Raw genomic sequence first — 17,641 nt, 5'->3', positions numbered from 1 at the left:
TGGTGGGGCAAGAGCGTTTTGCTTACTTTTGCGCTTTTCAAAAGTGAGCCGCTGTAAGAGCGGAACCCTAGGCGGCCGTTACCGCAGCAACGGATATGTCCACCACCCCCGCCACCCCCGATCAAACACCCCTTGCGACCCCCGAATTTCTTTGCTAGTTTCTTACAAAATGTTAACGATAACATTTGCTCTAAAAATAAAAACAAAACAGAGATCCCTACCATGAAAATGCTTCCGAAAACCCTGTGTTTATTGGCTCTGAGCATCAGTCTTGGCACTTCTGGCCTGGCACTAGCCGACACCAAACCCGCCCCCATCCGCATCGGGGCGTCCTTCCAGGAAATCAACAACCCTTACTTCGTCACCATGAAAGACGCCCTGCAGGAAGCCGGGGCGACCATCGGTGCGCAGTTGATCATCACCGACGCCCGCCACGACGTGTCCAAACAGGTCAGCGACGTCGAAGACATGCTGCAAAAGGGCATCGACATCCTGCTGATCAACCCCACCGACTCGGTCGGCGTGCAATCAGCCGTCAAATCCGCCCACGCCGCCGGTGTAGTCGTGGTCGCCGTCGACGCCCAAGCCGAAGGCCCACTGGACTCCTTCGTCGGTTCGAAAAACTTCGACGCCGGCTTCCAGGCCTGCGAATACCTGGCCAAGAACATCGGTGACAAAGGCAATATCGCCATCCTCGACGGCATCGCCGTGGTGCCGATCCTGGAACGCGTCCGCGGTTGCAAAGAGGCCGTGGCCAAGCACCCCGACATCAAGATCGTGAGCATCCAGAACGGCAAGCAGGAACGTGACCAGGCGCTGACCGTCACCGAAAACATGCTGCAGGCCCAGCCCACCCTCAAGGGCATTTTCAGCGTCAACGACAACGGCTCCCTCGGCGCACTCTCGGCCATCGAAGCCAGTGGCCTGGACGTCAAACTGGTGAGCGTCGACGGCGCACCGGAAGCGATCAAGGCCATCCAGAAACCCGGCAGTAAATTCATCGCCACCTCCGCGCAATACCCCCGTGACCAGATCCGCCTGGCCCTGGGCATCGCCCTGGCCAAGAAGTGGGGCTCGCAAGTGCCCGCCACGATCCCGGTGGATATCACCCTGATCGACCAGGCCAAAGCCAAGGATTTCAGTTGGTAAAACACCCAGGCCCCACGCCAGGCGTGGGGCACAGGTCATCCATCTGAATGCGAGGTCGGCGGTATGAGCAGTCTTCTGAAGCTGGAAAACATCTGTAAGCGCTACCCGGGAGTGCAAGCTCTCAAGGCGATCAACCTGGAAGTGCAGCGGGGCGAGATTCATGCCTTGCTCGGGGAAAATGGCGCGGGCAAATCGACCCTGATGAAGATCCTTGGCGGGGTCGAGCACCAGGACGAAGGGCAGATCCTGATCGACGGCGAGGCCCGGAAGTTCGCGACGTACCGTGATGCGATTGCTGCTGGTATCGGTATCGTATTTCAGGAATTCAGCCTGATTCCCTACCTCACGGCAGTGGAAAATATCTTCCTCGGCCATGAGCTGAGCAACCGTTTTGGCCTGTTGCGCAAGCGCGAAATGGTCGAGGCCAGCGAGGCGTTGTTCAGGCGCCTCGGCGTCAGCATTGACCTGCAATGCGCGGTCAAGCACCTGAGTGTGGCCGAGCAGCAGTTCGTCGAGATCGCCAAGGCCCTGGCCCTGGATGCGCGGTTGCTGGTACTCGACGAACCCACCGCCACCCTTACGCCGAGCGAAGCCGAGCTGCTGTTCGAGATCATGCGTGAGCTCAAGCGCCAGGGTGTGGCGGTGATTTTTATCTCCCATCATCTGGAGGAGATTTTCCAGGTGTGCGACCGCATCAGCGTGCTGCGCGACGGCGGCAATGTGGGCGTCACCGATGTGGCCGACAGCGATATCGACCGCCTGGTGGAAATGATGGTCGGGCGGCGCCTGGAGTGCAGTTTTCCAGCCAAGCCCACCAGCGAACGCGGGCCGCTGTTGCTGGAGGTCAAGGACATCCAACTGGTGCGCAACGGCCCCCACAACCACTTTGAATTGCACAAGGGCGAGATTCTCGGCTTTGCCGGCCTGGTGGGTTCCGGGCGTACGGAATTGGCGCTGGGCATGATGGGCGCGCTGCCGTCGGTGAGCAAAGACGTGTGGCTGCGGGGTGAAAAAATCACCCTCGACGACCCGGCCCAGGCGTTGGCCCATGGTATCGGCCTGCTGCCGGAAAGCCGCAAGACCGAAGGGCTGATCACCGACTTCAGCATTCGCGAAAACATCTCCCTCAACAACCTGCCCAAATACCAGAACGCCAGCGGCCTGATCGACAAGGACAAGGAATGCGCCAGTGTCGAAGCCCTGATGCGCCAGCTGTCGATCAAGGCCCCCAGCGGCGAGAGCCGGGTGTTCAACCTCAGCGGCGGCAACCAGCAGAAAGTGGTGATTGCCCGCTGGATCAACCATCACTGCGACGTGCTGGTGTTCGACGAACCCACCCGTGGCATCGACGTCGGCGCCAAGGCACAGATCTACGCGCTGATGCGCAGCCTCACCGAACAAGGCTACGCAATCATCATGATTTCCTCGGAACTGCCGGAAGTCATCGGCATGTGCGACCGCGTCGCCGTGTTCCATAAGGGCGCCATCGTCAAGGTACTGGAAGCGTCTGCCGTCAATCCTCAAGAGGTCATGCGCCATGCAACAGGGGGCTCAAGTGAATACGTCCATTAATGCCGTGGGGCCGAGCCGGCTGCGCCTGAACCTGGCGCGGTTGATTCGCTCACCGGCGTTTTATCCCTTTGTCGGGCTGCTGGTGGTGACGTTGGTGATGATCTTCGCCAGCGACAATTTCCTCACCGCCAACAACCTGTCGAACATTGCGCGCCAGGTGTCGATCAACGCGATTATCGCGGTGGGCATGACCTGCGTGATTCTCACCGGCGGCATCGATTTGTCGGTGGGGCCGGTAATGGCCTTGTCCGGCACCCTGACCGCCGGCTTGATGGTCGCCGGGTTGCCGCCGGGCCTGGCGATTGGCGCCGGAATGCTGGTCGGCGTGGCCTTCGGCATCGGCAACGGCTTGTTTGTCGCCTACCTGCACATGCCGCCGATCATCGTCACCCTGGCGACCATGGGCATCGCCCGTGGGTTCGGCTTGATGTACACCGACGGCTACCCGATTTCCGGGTTGCCGGAGTGGTTTGGCTTCTTTGGCCGCGAAAGCCTGTTCGGCATTTCGGTGCCGATCCTGATCATGCTGGTGACGTACCTGGCGGCTTATGTGCTGCTGCAACACACCCGCATCGGCCGCTATATCTACGCGATTGGCGGCAACGAGGAAGCGGTGCGCCTGTCCGGTGTGCGGGCGGCGCGCTTCAAGTTGCTGGTGTATGGCATCAGCGGTTTCACCGCCGCGATTGCCGGGCTGGTGCTGACCTCGCGCTTGATGAGCGGCCAGCCGAATGCCGGGGTGTCGTTTGAACTCGACGCGATTGCCGCCGTGGTTCTGGGCGGCGCCTCGATTGCCGGCGGGCGCGGGGTAATTGTCGGCACCTTGCTCGGCGCCATGCTGCTGGGGGTGTTGAACAACGGCTTGAACATGCTCGGGGTCTCGCCCTACGTCCAGAGCGTGATCAAGGGCGGGATCATTTTGCTGGCGATCTTTATCAGCCGTCAGCGCCACAAGTAAGCCGGTTATCTCCACGCGGCCATGGGGCCGCGATGGGTTCTCTCATGCTCAAGAAAGGTCCGCACATCATGGAAAAGCACAACGAAATGCAAGCCGTCGTCTGCCACGGCCCGAAAGACTACCGCCTGGAACGCATCAGCAAACCCCAGGCGCGGGTCAATGAACTGGTGATCCGCATCGCCGCCTGCGGCATCTGCGCCAGTGACTGCAAATGCCACTCGGGCGCCGCGATGTTCTGGGGCGGCGACAACCCGTGGGTCAAGGCGCCGGTGGTGCCGGGGCATGAGTTTTTTGGCTACGTGGTGGAAGCGGGCGAGGGCGCCGAGGAGCACTTTGAAGTGAAGGTCGGCGACAAGGTGATCGCCGAGCAGATCGTACCGTGTGGCAAGTGCCGCTTCTGCAAGTCCGGCAAGTACTGGATGTGCGAGGTGCACAACATCTTCGGCTTCCAGCGTGAAGTGGCCGAAGGTGGCATGGCCCAGTACATGCGCATCCCGAAGACCGCCATCGTGCACAAGATTCCGGAGTCGGTGTCCCTGGAAGATTCGGCGCTGATCGAGCCGATGTCCTGTGCGATTCACACCGTCAACCGCGGTGAGATTCAGCTGGATGACGTGTTGGTCATCGCCGGTGCCGGCACCTTGGGCCTGTGCATGGTGCAAGTGGCCGCCCTTAAAACGCCGAAGAAACTGGTGGTGATCGACATGGTCGACGAGCGCCTGGAACTGGCGAAGAAATACGGTGCCGACGTGGTGATCAACCCGTCCCGGGACAATGCCCGGGAGATCATCAATGGCCTGACCGATAACTACGGCTGCGACGTGTACATCGAAACCACTGGCGTACCAGCGGGCGTTACCCAAGGCCTGGATCTGATTCGCAAGCTCGGGCGGTTTGTCGAGTTCAGCGTGTTTGGCGCTGAGACCAGCGCCGACTGGTCGATCATCGGTGACCGCAAGGAGCTGGACGTACGCGGCGCGCACCTGGGGCCTTACTGCTACCCGGTGGCGATCGACCTGTTCGAGCGCGGCCTGGTGACCTCCAAGGGTATCGTGACCCATGACTTCGGGCTGGATAACTGGGCCGAGGCGTTTGAGCTGGCCAACTCGACCAAGTCGATCAAGGTGCTGCTGAAGCCGGTGGTCTGAGATGAACTACGTAATGGGTGTGGACATCGGCACGCAGAGCACCAAGGCGCTGCTGGTGGATGCGGACGGCTTGATCATCGCCCAGCACAGCCAAGGGTATCGTGTGGATACCCCGAAAGTGCGCTGGGCCGAGCAGTGGCCGCAGGTCTGGCTGGATGCGGTCGAGACCTGCGTCGCCCAGTGCATGGCCAAGGCTGGCGTAGGGAAAGAGCAGGTCAAGGCGCTGTGCATCAGCAGCCTGTATGGCGGCTCCGGAATTGCCGTGGACGCGCAGATCACGCCGCTGCACCCGTGCCTGATCTGGATGGACCGGCGCGCGGGCGAGCAAGTGGCATGGGTGCGCGAGCATGTGGACCTGGAGCGGTTGTTTGCGGTCACCGGCAACTCGGTGGACAGCTACTACGGCTTCACCAAGATGCTCTGGCTCAAGCAACACCAGCCGCAGGTGTGGGCCAACACCCGTTACCTGCTGCCGCCCAACAGCTACATCAACTGGTGCCTGACCGGTGAGTTGGCGGTGGATCACAGCAGCGCTGGCAATATCGGTGGCGTCTACGATGTGGCCCGGCGTGGCTGGTCGGCCGAAATGCTGGCGGCGCTTGGGATTCCGTTGGCGATGATGCCGGAGCGCTTGCTGTATTCCGGTGAAGTGGTCGGCGGTTTGCTCGAGGAATGGGCCCGGCGATTGGGCTTGCAGGCGGGTACGCCGATCCTTGCCGGAGGCGTGGATGCGGCCATGGCCACATTGGCGGCAGGAGTGACGCGACCGGGCAATCACGTGGCGATGATTGGCACCAGCATGTGTTGGGGTTATCTCAATCAGCAGGTGGACGCGCGCCATGGCCTGGTGAGCATGCCCCACGTCTATAACGGCCATCAGGACCTGTACATCTTCGGCGGTGCGATTACCGCCGGGGCGTCGGTGAGCTGGTTTCGCGAGCAGTTCTGCCAGGCCGAAGAGCAGCAGGCCAGGGAGACCGGCCAGGACAGTTTGTGGCTGCTGGAGCAGAGCGCTGCGAAGATCCCGGCGGGCAGTGAGGGGCTGTTGTTCCTGCCGTACCTCATGGGCGAACGCAGCCCGGTGTGGGATGACCGCGCCAGCGGCAGCTTTGTCGGGCTGAACCTGTATCACAGCCGTATCCACCTGTACCGCGCGGTGCTCGAAGGGGTGAGTTTTGCCCTGCGACACAATATCGAAGCGGGCACCCGTGGGGCGCATTCCCTTGATCCACGGTTGATTGTGGTGGGTGGGGCGAGCCATTCGGATTTGTGGATGCAGATCATTGCGGACATCACCCACTACCCGGTCTACACCATCGTGCAAGAGGTGGAGGCAGCACTGGGCGCGGCGTTGCTGGCGGCCCACGCAGTGGGGTTGGTGGATGATCGGGAGATGGAGAAGGGCTGGGTGCAGCTGGAGCTGCGGGCGGAGCCGGAGGTTGGGAATGTCGGGGTGTATGACCGGGCATTTGCCGAGTATTTGAAACTGTATCCGGCGCTGAAACCGGTGATGCACAGCCTGCAGAACGCTTAAGCGAACACCGATCAAACGTGTGGGAGCTGGCTTGCCTGCGATGGCGCTGCATCAGTACCAAGTGGGCTAAATGACCCACCGCTATCGCAGGCAAGCCAGCTCCCACATTGGATCTCTATTGGTTTTGGAATAGTTGCCATGAACGCTACCTTCGACTTCACCCACCAGCGCATCCTCGTCACCGGCGCCAGCAGCGGTATCGGCCGGGAAATCGCCCTGCAATTGATCGCCAGCGGCGCCGAGGTTTTCGCGCTGGGCCGCGACGCCCAGTCCCTGGCCCAACTCGGCTGCGAAACCCTGTGCCTGGACATCGCCAACAGCACCGCCCTGGACCTGGCCCTGCAAGGCCTGCCGCCGATGCACGGCCTGGTCAACTGCGCCGGCATCTCTCGCCTGGAGCCGGCGGCTGCCATCAGCGCCGAAGCCTTCGATCAGGTGATGAACGTCAACGCCCGCGCCGCCGCCCAGGTCGCCAGCCGTATCGCCGCTGCAATGATTGAAGCCAAGATTCCCGGCAGCATCGTCAACGTCTCAAGCCAGGCCTCACTGGTAGCGCTGGACGATCACCTTGGCTACTGCGCCTCAAAGGCCGCACTGGACGCCGTCACCCGGGTGCAATGCGCGGAATGGGGCCGCTTCGGAATTCGCGTCAACAGCGTCAACCCCACCGTGACCCTGACGCCCATGGCGCAGATGGCCTGGTCGGCACCGGCCAAGCGCGACCCGGCATTGGCGGCGATTCCCCTCGGGAGGTTTGCCGAAACGGCGGAGGTGGCCCTGCCGGTGCTGTTCCTGCTGAGCGATGCCGCCAGCATGATCAGCGGCGTCAGCCTGCCGATCGATGGCGGCTATACCAGCCGCTAGCCGTTCTCCAGTTTGCCGGCGATTACCACTTTGTCCCGCGGTTTGTGCGGGTCTTCGAGGCGGTCCAGCAGCAGTCGCACTGCGCTGCTGCCGGCCAGTGACGCGTCATGGGCCACGCAGGCAATCGGCACGCCGAAGATATCGGCGAAGGGCAGGCGGTCGATGCCGCAGATGGTCAGGCTGTCGTGGGGGATGTTGTGCATGCGCAACGCACGCAACGCGCCGAGGGTGATCAACTGGTTGAAGCCCATGATCGCGTCCGGCGCCGAATGCTCGGCCAGGTAGTCGAGGGTGTGCAGGTAGGAGGGCATCAGCGTGTAGTCGCCGGCACACACTTCGACCTGCACCTGCGGGTGATCGGCCAGGACTTCTTTCAAGCCCTTGAGGCGTTCCATGGTGATGCGCGAATGCTCCGGCCCGGTCAGCACCAGCAGTCGTTTCAGGTTAGGGGTTTGTCGCACCAGGTACTGCGCCGCCTCGATGCCGCTGTGGTAGTTGTCCAGTACCACGCGGCTGAACGGACTCTCGTGGATGGTGCGGTCAAGCAACACCACCGGGGTCTTGCCGTTGCCCAGGCGCTCCAGGTAGTCCGGCTGGTAGCTGGGCTCATCGGAGACCGGCGATAAAATAATCCCCGCCACGCGGTAGCCCAGCAGGGTGTCGACCGCCTTGCTTTCCAGTTCTTCCAGCTCATCGGTGTCCACCAGCATGATGGTGTAGCCGTGCTTTTTCGCCTCGCGGGAAATCGCCTTGATCATCTCGCTGTAGAAGGGGTTGTCCACCGAGGCGGTAATCACGCCGATGATCAGGCTTTCGCTGCGCTTGAGCCCGCGGGCGAAGGCGTTGGGCACGTAGTCCAGCTCTCGCGCCACCTCGAGAATCCGCGCCAGGGTGGCGGGCTTGACCAGGTCGGGTTTGCTCAGCGCACGGGACACCGTGATGGTGGTCATGTTGACCCGTTTGGCGATGTCGCTGATGGTGACGGATTTTTTCTTGTTCATCGGCAGGGGGAAACCAGGAGAAAACAACCTGAGGCTACCATGTGCACGGGATCAAATCACCGGATCCCAGCGCTGCGACCAATCCTTTTCCGCCTCCACCACCGCCCGCAGCAAGCCCAGCGCCTGCTGCAAAACCGCCGAGTCGCGCTCGCGGGAATACACCAGGTACGTTGGAAAGCTGAACTCGGGCGCCTTGGGCACCCGCTCCATCACACCGCTGTCCAGGTAGCTCTGCACCACCCGCGTACGGAAATACCCGGCGCCGCCATTCTCCAGGATGTACTGCAAGGCCAACGGCCCGAGATTGAAACTCAGGGCGGCGCGGGCTTTGTCCGGCAGGGCCGCGTCGTGTTGCTGACGGAAGCCCTGGCCCCAGTCGATGTACACGTAGGGCTCGGGCCGGGCCGCCAGCTGCACCAGGATCAGTTTTTCTTCCAGCACCTGCTCCACCTGCAACCCCGGCCAGTATTGCGGCTGGAACACCAGTGCAGCGTCCAGTACCCCCAGCTCCAGTTGGCGCAACAGGTACTCGCCTTCGCGAATCTCGGTGCGCAGGGCATGACCGGGAATGTGTTCACGCAAGGCCTGGGCCCAGCCGAGCATCAACGGGTTGCACAGGCTGACTTCGCCACCGATGTGCAGCACGTTGCGGTAGCCATCGGGCAACGGCAGGTCGCGGCGGGCGGCTTCCCAGGTTTGTACCAGCTGGTTGGCGTAGACCACGAAAGCTTCGCCATCCGGGGTCAGGCGGGCACCGGCGCGGTTGCGCACGAACAGGGTGCTGTTGAGCTGGCTTTCGAGGTTCTTGACGCGGGCGGTGATCGCCGTCTGGGTGACGTGCAGCTTCTCGGCCGCCGCGGCGAGGCTGCCGCAGCGGGTGATTTCGAGGAAGGTGCGTGCCAGTTCGATGTCCATGAAACCCCCGGGAATGAATGGGGGACATTGTAGAGCGATGCAGGAACGGAGTGCGATCAAATGTGGGAGCTGGCTTGCCTGCGATGGCGATGCATCAGTACCCAGTGGGCTGAATGACCCACCGCTATCGCAGGCAAGCCAGCTCCCACAGTTTGATTGCATTTCAGGTTGGGGTTTTGGGTGTTTGCAGGTGCTCGGTCGGGAAAGCCTTGGCATAAACCTGGCAAACCCTCAGCACCTGCTCATCCGCAAACCGCGCCCCCACCACATGCAACCCCACCGGCAACCCATTCGCTGCCAACCCGCACGGCACCGACGCCGCCGGTTGCTGGGTCAAGTTGAAGGGATAGGTAAACGGCGTCCATTCCATCCACTCCCCAAGGCCCGAACCCGGCGGCACGTTATGCCCGGCCTCGAACGCGGTGATCGGCATCATCGGCGAAACCAGCACATCGTAATGTTCATGGAATGCCGCCATGTGCGCCACCAGCGCAGCCCGTGCTTCCAGCGCCGCACTGTAGTCACTGAGGCTGATCTGCTCGCCCAGTCGGGCAATGCGCAGCAACCCCGGGTCCATCAGTTGCCGTTGCGCATCGCTTAACGGCCCGGCCAGGCGCGCCGCACCGGCAAACCACAGGGTATTGAACACCTCCAGCGGATCACTGAACCCCGGATCAATCTGCTCAACATGGGCACCCAACTGCACCAGGCCTTCGACCGCTTTGGCGACGACCCTGGCCACTTGCGGGTCCACGTCCACATAACCGAAGTTCGGGCTATAGGCGATACGCAGGCCCTTCAAGTCAGCCCCAGCCTGCAACCATGGCGTGGTCCGGGGCGCGCCGATCAAACCGTCCCGCGCGTCTGGTTGCGCGATGGTTTGCAGCATCAGCACCGAGTCTTCCACGGTGCGGGTCATCGGCCCCAGGTGAGACAAAATAGTCATTGAACTGGCCGGCCATTGCGGCACATAACCGAAAGTCGGCTTGATGCCAAAGGTGCCGGTGAACGCGCAGGGAATCCGGATCGAGCCACCGGCATCGCTGCCCTGGTGCAGCACGCCCAGGTTCAAGGCCGCCGCCGCACCGGCACCGCCGGACGAACCGCCCGCCGTCATGCGCGTGTCCCACGGATTGCGAGTAATCCCATACAACGGATTATCGGTGACGCCTTTCCACCCGAACTCCGGCGTGGTGGTCTTGCCCAGCAGCACCGCGCCGGCCTTGCGCATGAAGGCCGAGAAGGGCGCATCCACCTCCCACCGGCCCTCGGCGGAGGTGGTGCGCGAACCCTTGCGCGTCGGCATGCCGAGGGTCTGCGTCAGGTCCTTGATGGACGCCGGCACACCGTCCAGCGCCCCGCACGGCTGGCCCTTGAGCCAGCGCTGTTCCGAGGCTCGGGCCGCGTTCAAGGCGCCTTCCGGGTCGACGTGGCAGTAGGCGTTGACCGCCGGGTTGTAGCGTTCGATTCGCAGCAATGCGTCTTCGGTGACTTCCACCGGCGACAGGCGTTTATCCCGATAGAGAGCCAGCAGCTCAACAGCGGTCAGGTTGGCGATATCCGTCATGCCGCTTTCCCTCCTTGCGCCGCGTTGACCATGGCCCGCAGCAACACGGCGCAGCCCGCCGCCAGGTCATCCGGCGCGGCGTTTTCGATTTCGTTGTGGCTGATGCCGCCTTCGCATGGCACAAAAATCATCCCGGCAGGGCCCAGTTCGGCGACGAAGATCGCGTCATGCCCGGCGCCGCTGACGATGTCCATATGGCTCAGGCCCAGAGCGCTTGCACCCTCGCGCACGGCGTTGACGCAGGCGGGGTTGAAGTCCAGCGGCGGGAAGTCGGCGGTAGGCGTCAGTTCAAAGCTCAGCCCGTGTTGCTCGGCAGTCGCTTCGATCACCTGGCGCACTTCGTCGACCATCGCTTGCAGCTTGTCGGCGTGCAGGTGGCGCAGGTCGATGGTCATGTGCACCTGGCCGGGAATCACGTTGCGTGAGCCTGGATGCAGGCTCAGGCAACCGACTGTGCCGCAGGCATGGGGTTGTTGTTCGTGGGCGATGCGATTCACCGCGCTGACCACTTGCGCCGCGCCTACCAAGGCGTCCTTGCGCAGGTGCATCGGCGTGGGGCCGGCATGGGCCTCGACGCCGGTGAAGGTCAGGTCGAACCACTTCTGGCCCAGGCAGCCCATGACCACGCCAATGGTGGTGGCCTGGTCTTCCAGCACCGGGCCTTGCTCGATATGCGCCTCGAAATAGGCGCCTACCGGATGACCCAGTACCGCACGGGAACCGGCATAGCCGATGCGCTGCAATTCGGCGCCCACTGACAGGCCGTGCTCGTCCTGTTTGTCGAGGGTTTCCTGCAGGTCGAATTTACCGGCGAATACCCCGGAACCCATCATGCACGGCGGAAAACGCGAGCCCTCTTCGTTGGTCCACACCACCACTTCAATCGGCGCTTCGGTCTCCAGGTTCAAATCGTTGAGGGTGCGGATCACTTCCAGGCCGGCCATCACGCCATAGCAGCCGTCGAACTTGCCGCCGGTAGGCTGGGTGTCGATATGGCTGCCGGTCATCACCGGCGCCAGTGCCGGATTACGCCCGGCGCGGCGGGCAAAGATATTGCCGATGGCGTCGACGCTGACGCTGCACCCGGCCGCCTCGCACCATTGCACAAACAGGTCGCGGGCCTGGCGGTCAAGGTCGGTGAGGGCCAGGCGACATACGCCACCTTTTGGCGTGGCGCCCAGGCGGGCGAGGTCCATCAACGATTGCCACAGGCGGTCGCGGTTGATCAGCGGGGCGTTGCTCTGGAGCGGTTGCGCAAAACTATTCATCAGCAGTCTCCGGTCAGGCACTCAGGGCCAGGTAGCGGTTCTTGATCGTCGGGTCGGCGCGGAAGGCTTCGGCGCTGCCTTCGTACACCACGCGGCCTTGTTCGAGGACGTAATGGCGGTCGGCGAGCTTGTCGCAGACCATCAGGTTCTGTTCCACCAGCAGCACCGGCAGGCCGTCTTCCTTGACCTTGCGCAGGATCTTCACCAACTCGTCGACGATCACCGGCGCGAGGCCTTCGGTGGGTTCGTCGAGGATCAGCAGCTTCGGATCGTTAAGCAGGGCGCGGGCGATGGCGAGCATCTGTTGCTCACCGCCAGATAGCGCGTGGCCGGCGTTTTTGCGGCGCTCCTTGAGGCGCGGGAACATGCCGTACACGTCTTCCATCTGCCAGCGGCTAGTTTTGCGCACCGCGATCCGCAGGTTTTCCTCGACGGTCAGCAGGCGGAAGATCCCGCGGTTCTCCGGCACCAGCGCCAGGCCCTGACGGGCGATTTCGAAGATTTTCTGCCCTACCAGTGGCTGGCCGTTGAAGTGAATCTGGCCCTGGCGCGGGCAGATAATCCCGAGGATGCTGCGCAGGGTGGTGGTCTTGCCGGCACCATTGCGCCCCAGCAGGGTCACCAGTTCGCCGGGATTGACGGTCAGGGACACGCCTTCAAGGACATGGCTCTTGTCGTAGTAGGAATGGATATTGTCGACGGTCAGCATCAGGCGGCTTCTCCCAAATAGGCGGTGCGCACGCGCTCGTCGGCGCGCACGAATTCCGGTGTGCCTTCCACCAGGATCTGGCCGTGGCTCATCACGGTGATGCGTTGGCTGATGGACATGACGATGCTCATGTTGTGCTCGATCAACAGCACGGTATGGTCGCGACCGAGGTCGCTGATCAGTTGGGTCATGATCGGAATGTCGTCGATGCCCATGCCCGAGGTGGGTTCGTCGAGCATCAGCAGCTTGGGTCTGGAGCAGATCGACATGCCGACTTCCAGCACCCGCTGCTGGCCGTGGGACAACTCGCCGGCCAGGGTGTCGGCGCGGGCGGTGAGTTGCAGGCGTTCCAGCACCTGGTCGGCCATCTCCAGGTGTTCGCGCTTGCTGTCGACCCGGCGCCAGAAGTTCAGGGCGCGGGCACCGTCGCGGCCCTGGGCGGCCAGGCGCAGGTTCTCGCGCACGCTGAGGTTCTGGAACAGGCTGGTGAGCTGGAACGAGCGGGCCATGCCCAGGCCGACGCGGCCGTGGGCCGGTTTGCGCATCAGGTTCTTGCCGTCGAAATGGATCGCCCCGGCGGTGGCCTGGCGTTCGCCGGTCAGGCAGTGGAACAGACTGGTCTTGCCGGCGCCATTGGGGCCGATGATGGTGTGGATGGTGCCGGCTTCCACCTTGAGGTTGACGCCGTTCACGGCGTGGAATGCGCCGTAGGCCAGTTCCAGGTTCTTGGTTTCCAACAGGATGCTCATGACAGCTTCTCCTTGCTCACAACGTCGGCCTTGCGGCTGCCGCGCACACGTTCGAACAGGGTCGACAAGCCGCCCCACAAACCGCCGCGCATGAAGATCACTACCAGGATCAGAATCACCCCCAGCAGCATCAGCCAGCGCGGCCACAGGTCGGACAGGAAGTCCCCCAGCAGCACGATGGAACCGGCGCCCAGCAAGGAGCCGAACAGCGAGCCGGTGCCGCCGACGATGGTCATGATCAGAATGTTCTCGGACATCGCCAGGTCGATGTTCGACAGCGGCACAAAGTGCAGCAGCATCGCGTACAGCGCCCCGGCAATCCCGGTCACGGCGCCAGACAACACGAACACCAGGATCTTGAAGTGGCGGGTGTCGTAGCCGATGGCCGAAGCCCGGGTTTCGTTTTCGCGGATCGCCATCAGCGTGCTGCCGAATGGCGAGGCGATCACTCGGCGGGCGCCGATGAAGATCAACAGGAACAGCACCGCGACAAACCCGTAAAACGCGCGAGCATCGGTCAGCGACAACAGCACCGTGTCACCGAGACGGATTTCCGGGCGCGGCACGCTGAGCAGGCCGTTGTCGCCGCCGGTCCAGTCGCTCAGGGTGTAGGCGACGAAGTAGGCCATCTGGCTGAAGGCCAGGGTCAGCATCACGAAGTAAATGCCGGTGCGACGGATCGCCAGGGCACCCACCAGAAACGCCAGGAAACCACCGGCGACCGCAGCGCCCAGCAATGCGCTGAACAGGCCCAGCTGCAGGTGAATCATCAGCAACGCCGCGCAGTAGGCGCCGGCCCCAAAGAAGATGCCTTGGCCGAACGACAGCAGCCCGGTGTAACCCAGCAGCAGGTTGCAGGCGAGGGCGGCCATGGCAAAGATCAGGATCTCGGTGGCCAGGGTTGCCGAGGGCAGAATCAACGGCAGGCCGATCAACACCGCGAGCACCAACAGCAGCATGTAGCGCGACTGGGTCTTGGCGAACGGCAGGGGATTTTTCTCGCTCATGTCAGGCTCTCCCGAACAGGCCGTAAGGACGTACCAGAATCACCACGGCCATCGCGCCGTAGATCATCAGGCTCGCGCCCTGGGGCCAGAGTGTGGTCATCAGGCTTTGCACCACGCCGACCAACAGGCCGCCCACCAGTGCGCCGCTGAAGGAACCCATGCCGCCAATCACCACCACCACGAACGCCACGCCGAGGATTTCCGGGCCGACAAAGGGCTGGGCGCCGCGCAACGGGGCGAACAGCACACCGGCAACGCCGGCCAGGGCCACGCCGAGGGCGAAGGTCATGGAGAACAGGCGAAAGATGTTGGTGCCCAGCAGGGATACGGTTTCCGTACTTTCACTGCCGGCCCGCACCAGGGCGCCGAAGCGTGTGCGTTCCAGCAGCAGCCACAGGCCCAGACCGACGAGGCCGGAAAACACGATCAGGAACAGGCGGTAGTAGGGGTAGACGAAATCACCGACCACCAGCACCCCGCGCAGCAATTCCGGTACGGCGACGCTTTTGCCCACCGGGCCCCAGATCATCACGCTGGCTTCCTGGATGATCAGGGCGATCCCCAGGGTCACCAGAATCTGGAACATGTGCGGCAAATGATAAATCCGCTGGATCAATAATCGCTCGATCGCCCAGGCCAGCGCGGCCACCACCAGCGGCGCAATCAGCAGCGCCAGCCAGAAACTGCCGGTAAGGCTGACGGCGGTGTAGCAGATGTAGGCGCCCAGCAAAAAGAACGCACCGTGGGCGAAGTTGACGAAGTTCAGCAGGCCGAAAATGATCGTCAAGCCGACCGCGATCAGGAAGTAAATCATCCCAAGGCCCAGGCCGTTGAGAATCTGGAACAGGTAAAGATTAAGCATGCAGGAACCCTCGGCAGGCGGCCGCATGAGCGGCCCTGCGCTGTGTCACCAGTAGATTTTCAGCGGATCAGCCGAGCACGCAGCCCGTGGCTTCCACCGGCGGGAACGACTGGCCGGAGCTGAGCACCTTGGCCAGGTCATCCTTGTCGGCCATGTCGCCGGCGGCCTTGCCCACCAGCAGGTAGTAATCCTTGATCACCTGATGGTCGCCGGCGCGGATCGACTCCTTGCCGGTGGGGCCTTCGTAGCTCAGGCCCTGCATGGCCTTGGCCACGGTCGGCCCGTCAAAACTGCCGGTGGAGATGATGGTTTCGAGCATGACCTTGGTGCTGATGTAGTCAGCGGCCAGCGGGTAGGTGGGGTTGATGCCGTATTTGGCCTTGGTCAGTTTCACCAGGTCGCGGTTGAGCGGGGTGTCGACCTGATGCCAGTACTGCGCGCCGAGGTACACGCCTTCCAATACGTCACTGCCCAGCTCCTGGAACTGATCTAGGCCGGCGGACCACACCAGCAGCACTTTCATGCGCTCCTTGATACCGAAGTTCACCGCCTGGCGCAGGGTGTTGGACGACTGGCTGCCGAAGTTCAGCAGCACCAGCACGTCGGGTTTGGCGGCGATTGCGTTGGTCAGGTAGCCGGAGAATTCCTGCTCCTGCAGCGAGTGGTAGCTGTTGCCGGCGTGTTCCAGGCCATGCTCGGCCAGCACCGATTTGGCGCCTTCGAGCAGGGCTTCGCCGAATACGTATTGCGGGGTGATGGTGTACCAGCGCTTGGCGTCGGGCAGCAGCTTGATCAGCGGCACGAGGGTCTCGCGGATCGCACCGTAGGTGGGTACCGACCAGCGGAAGGTGGCACTGTTGCAGTCCTTGCCGGTGACTTCATCGGCGCCCACCGGGGTCATGAACACGCCACCGGCCTTGCTCACTTCCTTGGCCACCGCGAGTGCCGAAGACGACAGGGTACAGCCCTGGAAAAAGCGTGCGCCGTCCTGCTGGATCGCTTCCTGGACCTTGCGCACGGCCTTGCCGGCGTTGCCTTCGGTGTCGATCACTTTGTAGACCAGCGGGCGGCCGAGCAGCTCGGGGTGTTGTTCCACCGCGAGGCGTGAACCCATGTCGGCAAATTTGCCATAACTGGCAAAGGCGCCAGACATGGACTTGAGGCCGTAAAAGGTAAAGGGCTCTGCGGCGAATGCAGAACGCACGCTCAGCGGGAGGCTGAGGGCGGCGGCTGCGGTGAGACTGGCTTTCAACAACGTACGACGCTGCATGGGGTGACTCCCTGGATTAGTTATTGGCAGGAGTGGCAATGGCGATACGGTGGAGCACGGCCTGTGGGCAGGCCTTTTATTGGGGGTTGGGGGGTGTCAGTGGTTGTGATCGAACTCCAGTAGAAAGTGCGGGCTGACCTCACCTTCAAGGGCGGTCATGTGGTGTTCGGCGTCGCACATGTGTTCGTGCATCAGGCTGCGTACGGTGGCTTCGTCTTCGGCTCGGAAGGCGATCAGCAGTTGCTTGTGATAGTCGAGGTTGGCGGCGTCGAATTGCTTGCGCTTGGGTTTGTAGGCTTTTTTCAGGACGACCAGGTCGCGCAGCAGGTCGTTGAGGAATTGCGCCATGAAGCTCAGCAGCGGGTTGGGGCAGGCCTTGGCCAGCAGGTTGTGGAATTCCAGTTCGGCGATGCGTTGTTCGCGTTGGCCGGCTTCGCTGTCTTCGGGGGCGCTGCAGAAATCGACGTTGTCCTGGAGGGCGCGGTAGTCGTCTTCGCTCAGGCGGCCCAGGACCGAGACGGCGAGTTCGACTTCGATGACTTTGCGCAGTTGGTAGACCTGTTCGCCGTCCAGGTGCTGGAAGTGCAGGTAGTTGCGCAAGGCGCGGCTGGCGGGTTCGGTGCCGGCTTGGTTGAGATAGGCGCCGCCGCTCGGGCCGGTGCGGGTGTTCACCAGGCCTTCGACTTCCAGCGCCTTGAGGGCTTCGCGGGCGGAGCCTTTGGAGCACTGGAAGCTTTCCATCAGTTCGCGTTCGGTGGGCAAACGGTCGCCGGGCTTCAGGGCATCGGTGACGATTGAGCGTTTGACCGACTCGACGATCACGTCGGAGAGCTTCTGGCGTTTGCGGCGCAACGGGCGGCTTAGCATGGTGGTTGATTGATCCTATTAATGCGCATTAATAGTACTTAATAGGGGTTTGGGGTGGGGCGTCAACGGAGGGGGTCGTTTTTGGTTTGGATGGGTCGTAAATGGTGGGGGTGTGTATATCCGTTATTTAGGTAACGGCCGCCTATGGTTCCGCTCTTACAGCGGCTCACTTTTGAACAGCGCAAAAGTAAGCAAAACGCT

Annotated in this window: 16 protein-coding genes; 6 read left to right on the top strand and 10 right to left on the bottom strand. The window is 62.6% G+C overall.

The annotated features are described in order from the left end of the window. Window positions 1-222: 222 nt before the first annotated feature. From K0H47_RS18970 to K0H47_RS18945, 6 genes are all read left to right on the top strand, one after another. Entirely contained in the window at window positions 223-1,149 is a 927-nt protein-coding gene (locus K0H47_RS18970) for a substrate-binding domain-containing protein (protein WP_177072203.1), read from the top strand. A gap of 63 nt (window positions 1,150-1,212) precedes the next feature. Beyond that, a complete protein-coding gene (locus K0H47_RS18965) occupies window positions 1,213-2,721 on the top strand; it encodes a sugar ABC transporter ATP-binding protein (protein ID WP_219273409.1) in 1,509 nt (502 codons plus the stop codon). Beyond that, window positions 2,687-3,679, top strand: a complete 993-nt coding sequence (locus tag K0H47_RS18960; protein ID WP_093210202.1) for an ABC transporter permease — start codon at window positions 2,687-2,689, stop codon at window positions 3,677-3,679. Before K0H47_RS18965 ends, K0H47_RS18960 begins: the two co-directional genes overlap by 35 nt. Before the next feature lie 68 nt (window positions 3,680-3,747). After that, window positions 3,748-4,827: an alcohol dehydrogenase catalytic domain-containing protein gene (locus K0H47_RS18955; protein WP_093210203.1), complete on the top strand. Its 1,080-nt coding sequence runs from the start codon at window positions 3,748-3,750 to the stop codon at window positions 4,825-4,827. Between the two features lies 1 nt (window position 4,828). Continuing rightward, window positions 4,829-6,361 carry an FGGY-family carbohydrate kinase gene (locus tag K0H47_RS18950; protein ID WP_063028919.1) on the top strand — a complete coding sequence of 511 codons (1,533 nt, stop codon included), beginning with the start codon at window positions 4,829-4,831 and terminating at the stop codon, window positions 6,359-6,361. A gap of 138 nt (window positions 6,362-6,499) precedes the next feature. Further along, window positions 6,500-7,225 carry an SDR family oxidoreductase gene (locus K0H47_RS18945; RefSeq protein WP_063028920.1) on the top strand — a complete coding sequence of 242 codons (726 nt, stop codon included), beginning with the start codon at window positions 6,500-6,502 and terminating at the stop codon, window positions 7,223-7,225. On the opposite strand, the gene K0H47_RS18940 is transcribed toward K0H47_RS18945, so the two are convergent. The 10 genes from K0H47_RS18940 to K0H47_RS18895 form a co-directional block, all read right to left on the bottom strand. After that, window positions 7,222-8,226 carry a LacI family DNA-binding transcriptional regulator gene (locus K0H47_RS18940; protein ID WP_063028922.1) on the bottom strand — a complete coding sequence of 335 codons (1,005 nt, stop codon included), beginning with the start codon at window positions 8,224-8,226 and terminating at the stop codon, window positions 7,222-7,224. The two genes, K0H47_RS18945 and K0H47_RS18940, sit on opposite strands and share 4 nt — an antisense overlap. A gap of 51 nt (window positions 8,227-8,277) precedes the next feature. Beyond that, complete coding sequence (locus K0H47_RS18935) at window positions 8,278-9,141, bottom strand: LysR family transcriptional regulator (RefSeq protein ID WP_008430591.1); 864 nt, start codon at window positions 9,139-9,141, stop codon at window positions 8,278-8,280. A gap of 163 nt (window positions 9,142-9,304) precedes the next feature. After that, window positions 9,305-10,708 carry an amidase gene (locus K0H47_RS18930; RefSeq protein WP_219273408.1) on the bottom strand — a complete coding sequence of 468 codons (1,404 nt, stop codon included), beginning with the start codon at window positions 10,706-10,708 and terminating at the stop codon, window positions 9,305-9,307. Further along, entirely contained in the window at window positions 10,705-11,976 is a 1,272-nt protein-coding gene (locus tag K0H47_RS18925) for a Zn-dependent hydrolase (RefSeq protein WP_177072200.1), read from the bottom strand. Before K0H47_RS18925 ends, K0H47_RS18930 begins: the two co-directional genes overlap by 4 nt. Window positions 11,977-11,989: 13 nt before the next feature. Next, window positions 11,990-12,685, bottom strand: coding sequence for an ABC transporter ATP-binding protein (locus tag K0H47_RS18920; RefSeq protein ID WP_008430585.1), 696 nt, complete (start codon window positions 12,683-12,685; stop codon window positions 11,990-11,992). Next, complete coding sequence (locus tag K0H47_RS18915; RefSeq protein WP_003215756.1) at window positions 12,685-13,434, bottom strand: ABC transporter ATP-binding protein; 750 nt, start codon at window positions 13,432-13,434, stop codon at window positions 12,685-12,687. Before K0H47_RS18915 ends, K0H47_RS18920 begins: the two co-directional genes overlap by 1 nt. Then, on the bottom strand, window positions 13,431-14,441 hold the full coding sequence (locus K0H47_RS18910; protein ID WP_063028930.1) for a branched-chain amino acid ABC transporter permease: 1,011 nt from the start codon (window positions 14,439-14,441) through the stop codon (window positions 13,431-13,433). The genes K0H47_RS18915 and K0H47_RS18910 overlap by 4 nt, the downstream gene beginning before the upstream one ends. A 1-nt stretch (window position 14,442) precedes the next feature. Then, window positions 14,443-15,303 carry a branched-chain amino acid ABC transporter permease gene (locus tag K0H47_RS18905; RefSeq protein ID WP_034107356.1) on the bottom strand — a complete coding sequence of 287 codons (861 nt, stop codon included), beginning with the start codon at window positions 15,301-15,303 and terminating at the stop codon, window positions 14,443-14,445. 67 nt (window positions 15,304-15,370) lie between these two features. After that, window positions 15,371-16,573 carry an ABC transporter substrate-binding protein gene (locus K0H47_RS18900; protein ID WP_003215749.1) on the bottom strand — a complete coding sequence of 401 codons (1,203 nt, stop codon included), beginning with the start codon at window positions 16,571-16,573 and terminating at the stop codon, window positions 15,371-15,373. A 96-nt stretch (window positions 16,574-16,669) separates the two neighbouring features. Continuing rightward, window positions 16,670-17,440 (bottom strand): FadR/GntR family transcriptional regulator, encoded by a 771-nt coding sequence (locus tag K0H47_RS18895; RefSeq protein ID WP_003215747.1) that lies wholly within the window; start codon window positions 17,438-17,440, stop codon window positions 16,670-16,672. Window positions 17,441-17,641: the final 201 nt, after the last annotated feature.

Source organism: Pseudomonas sp. Xaverov 83 (genome assembly GCF_019352905.1).
In the GTDB taxonomy this organism is placed as follows: domain Bacteria; phylum Pseudomonadota; class Gammaproteobacteria; order Pseudomonadales; family Pseudomonadaceae; genus Aquipseudomonas; species Aquipseudomonas yamanorum.
Note: the sequence above shows the minus strand (reverse complement) of the source record. Positions and strands in the feature narration are given on the sequence as shown.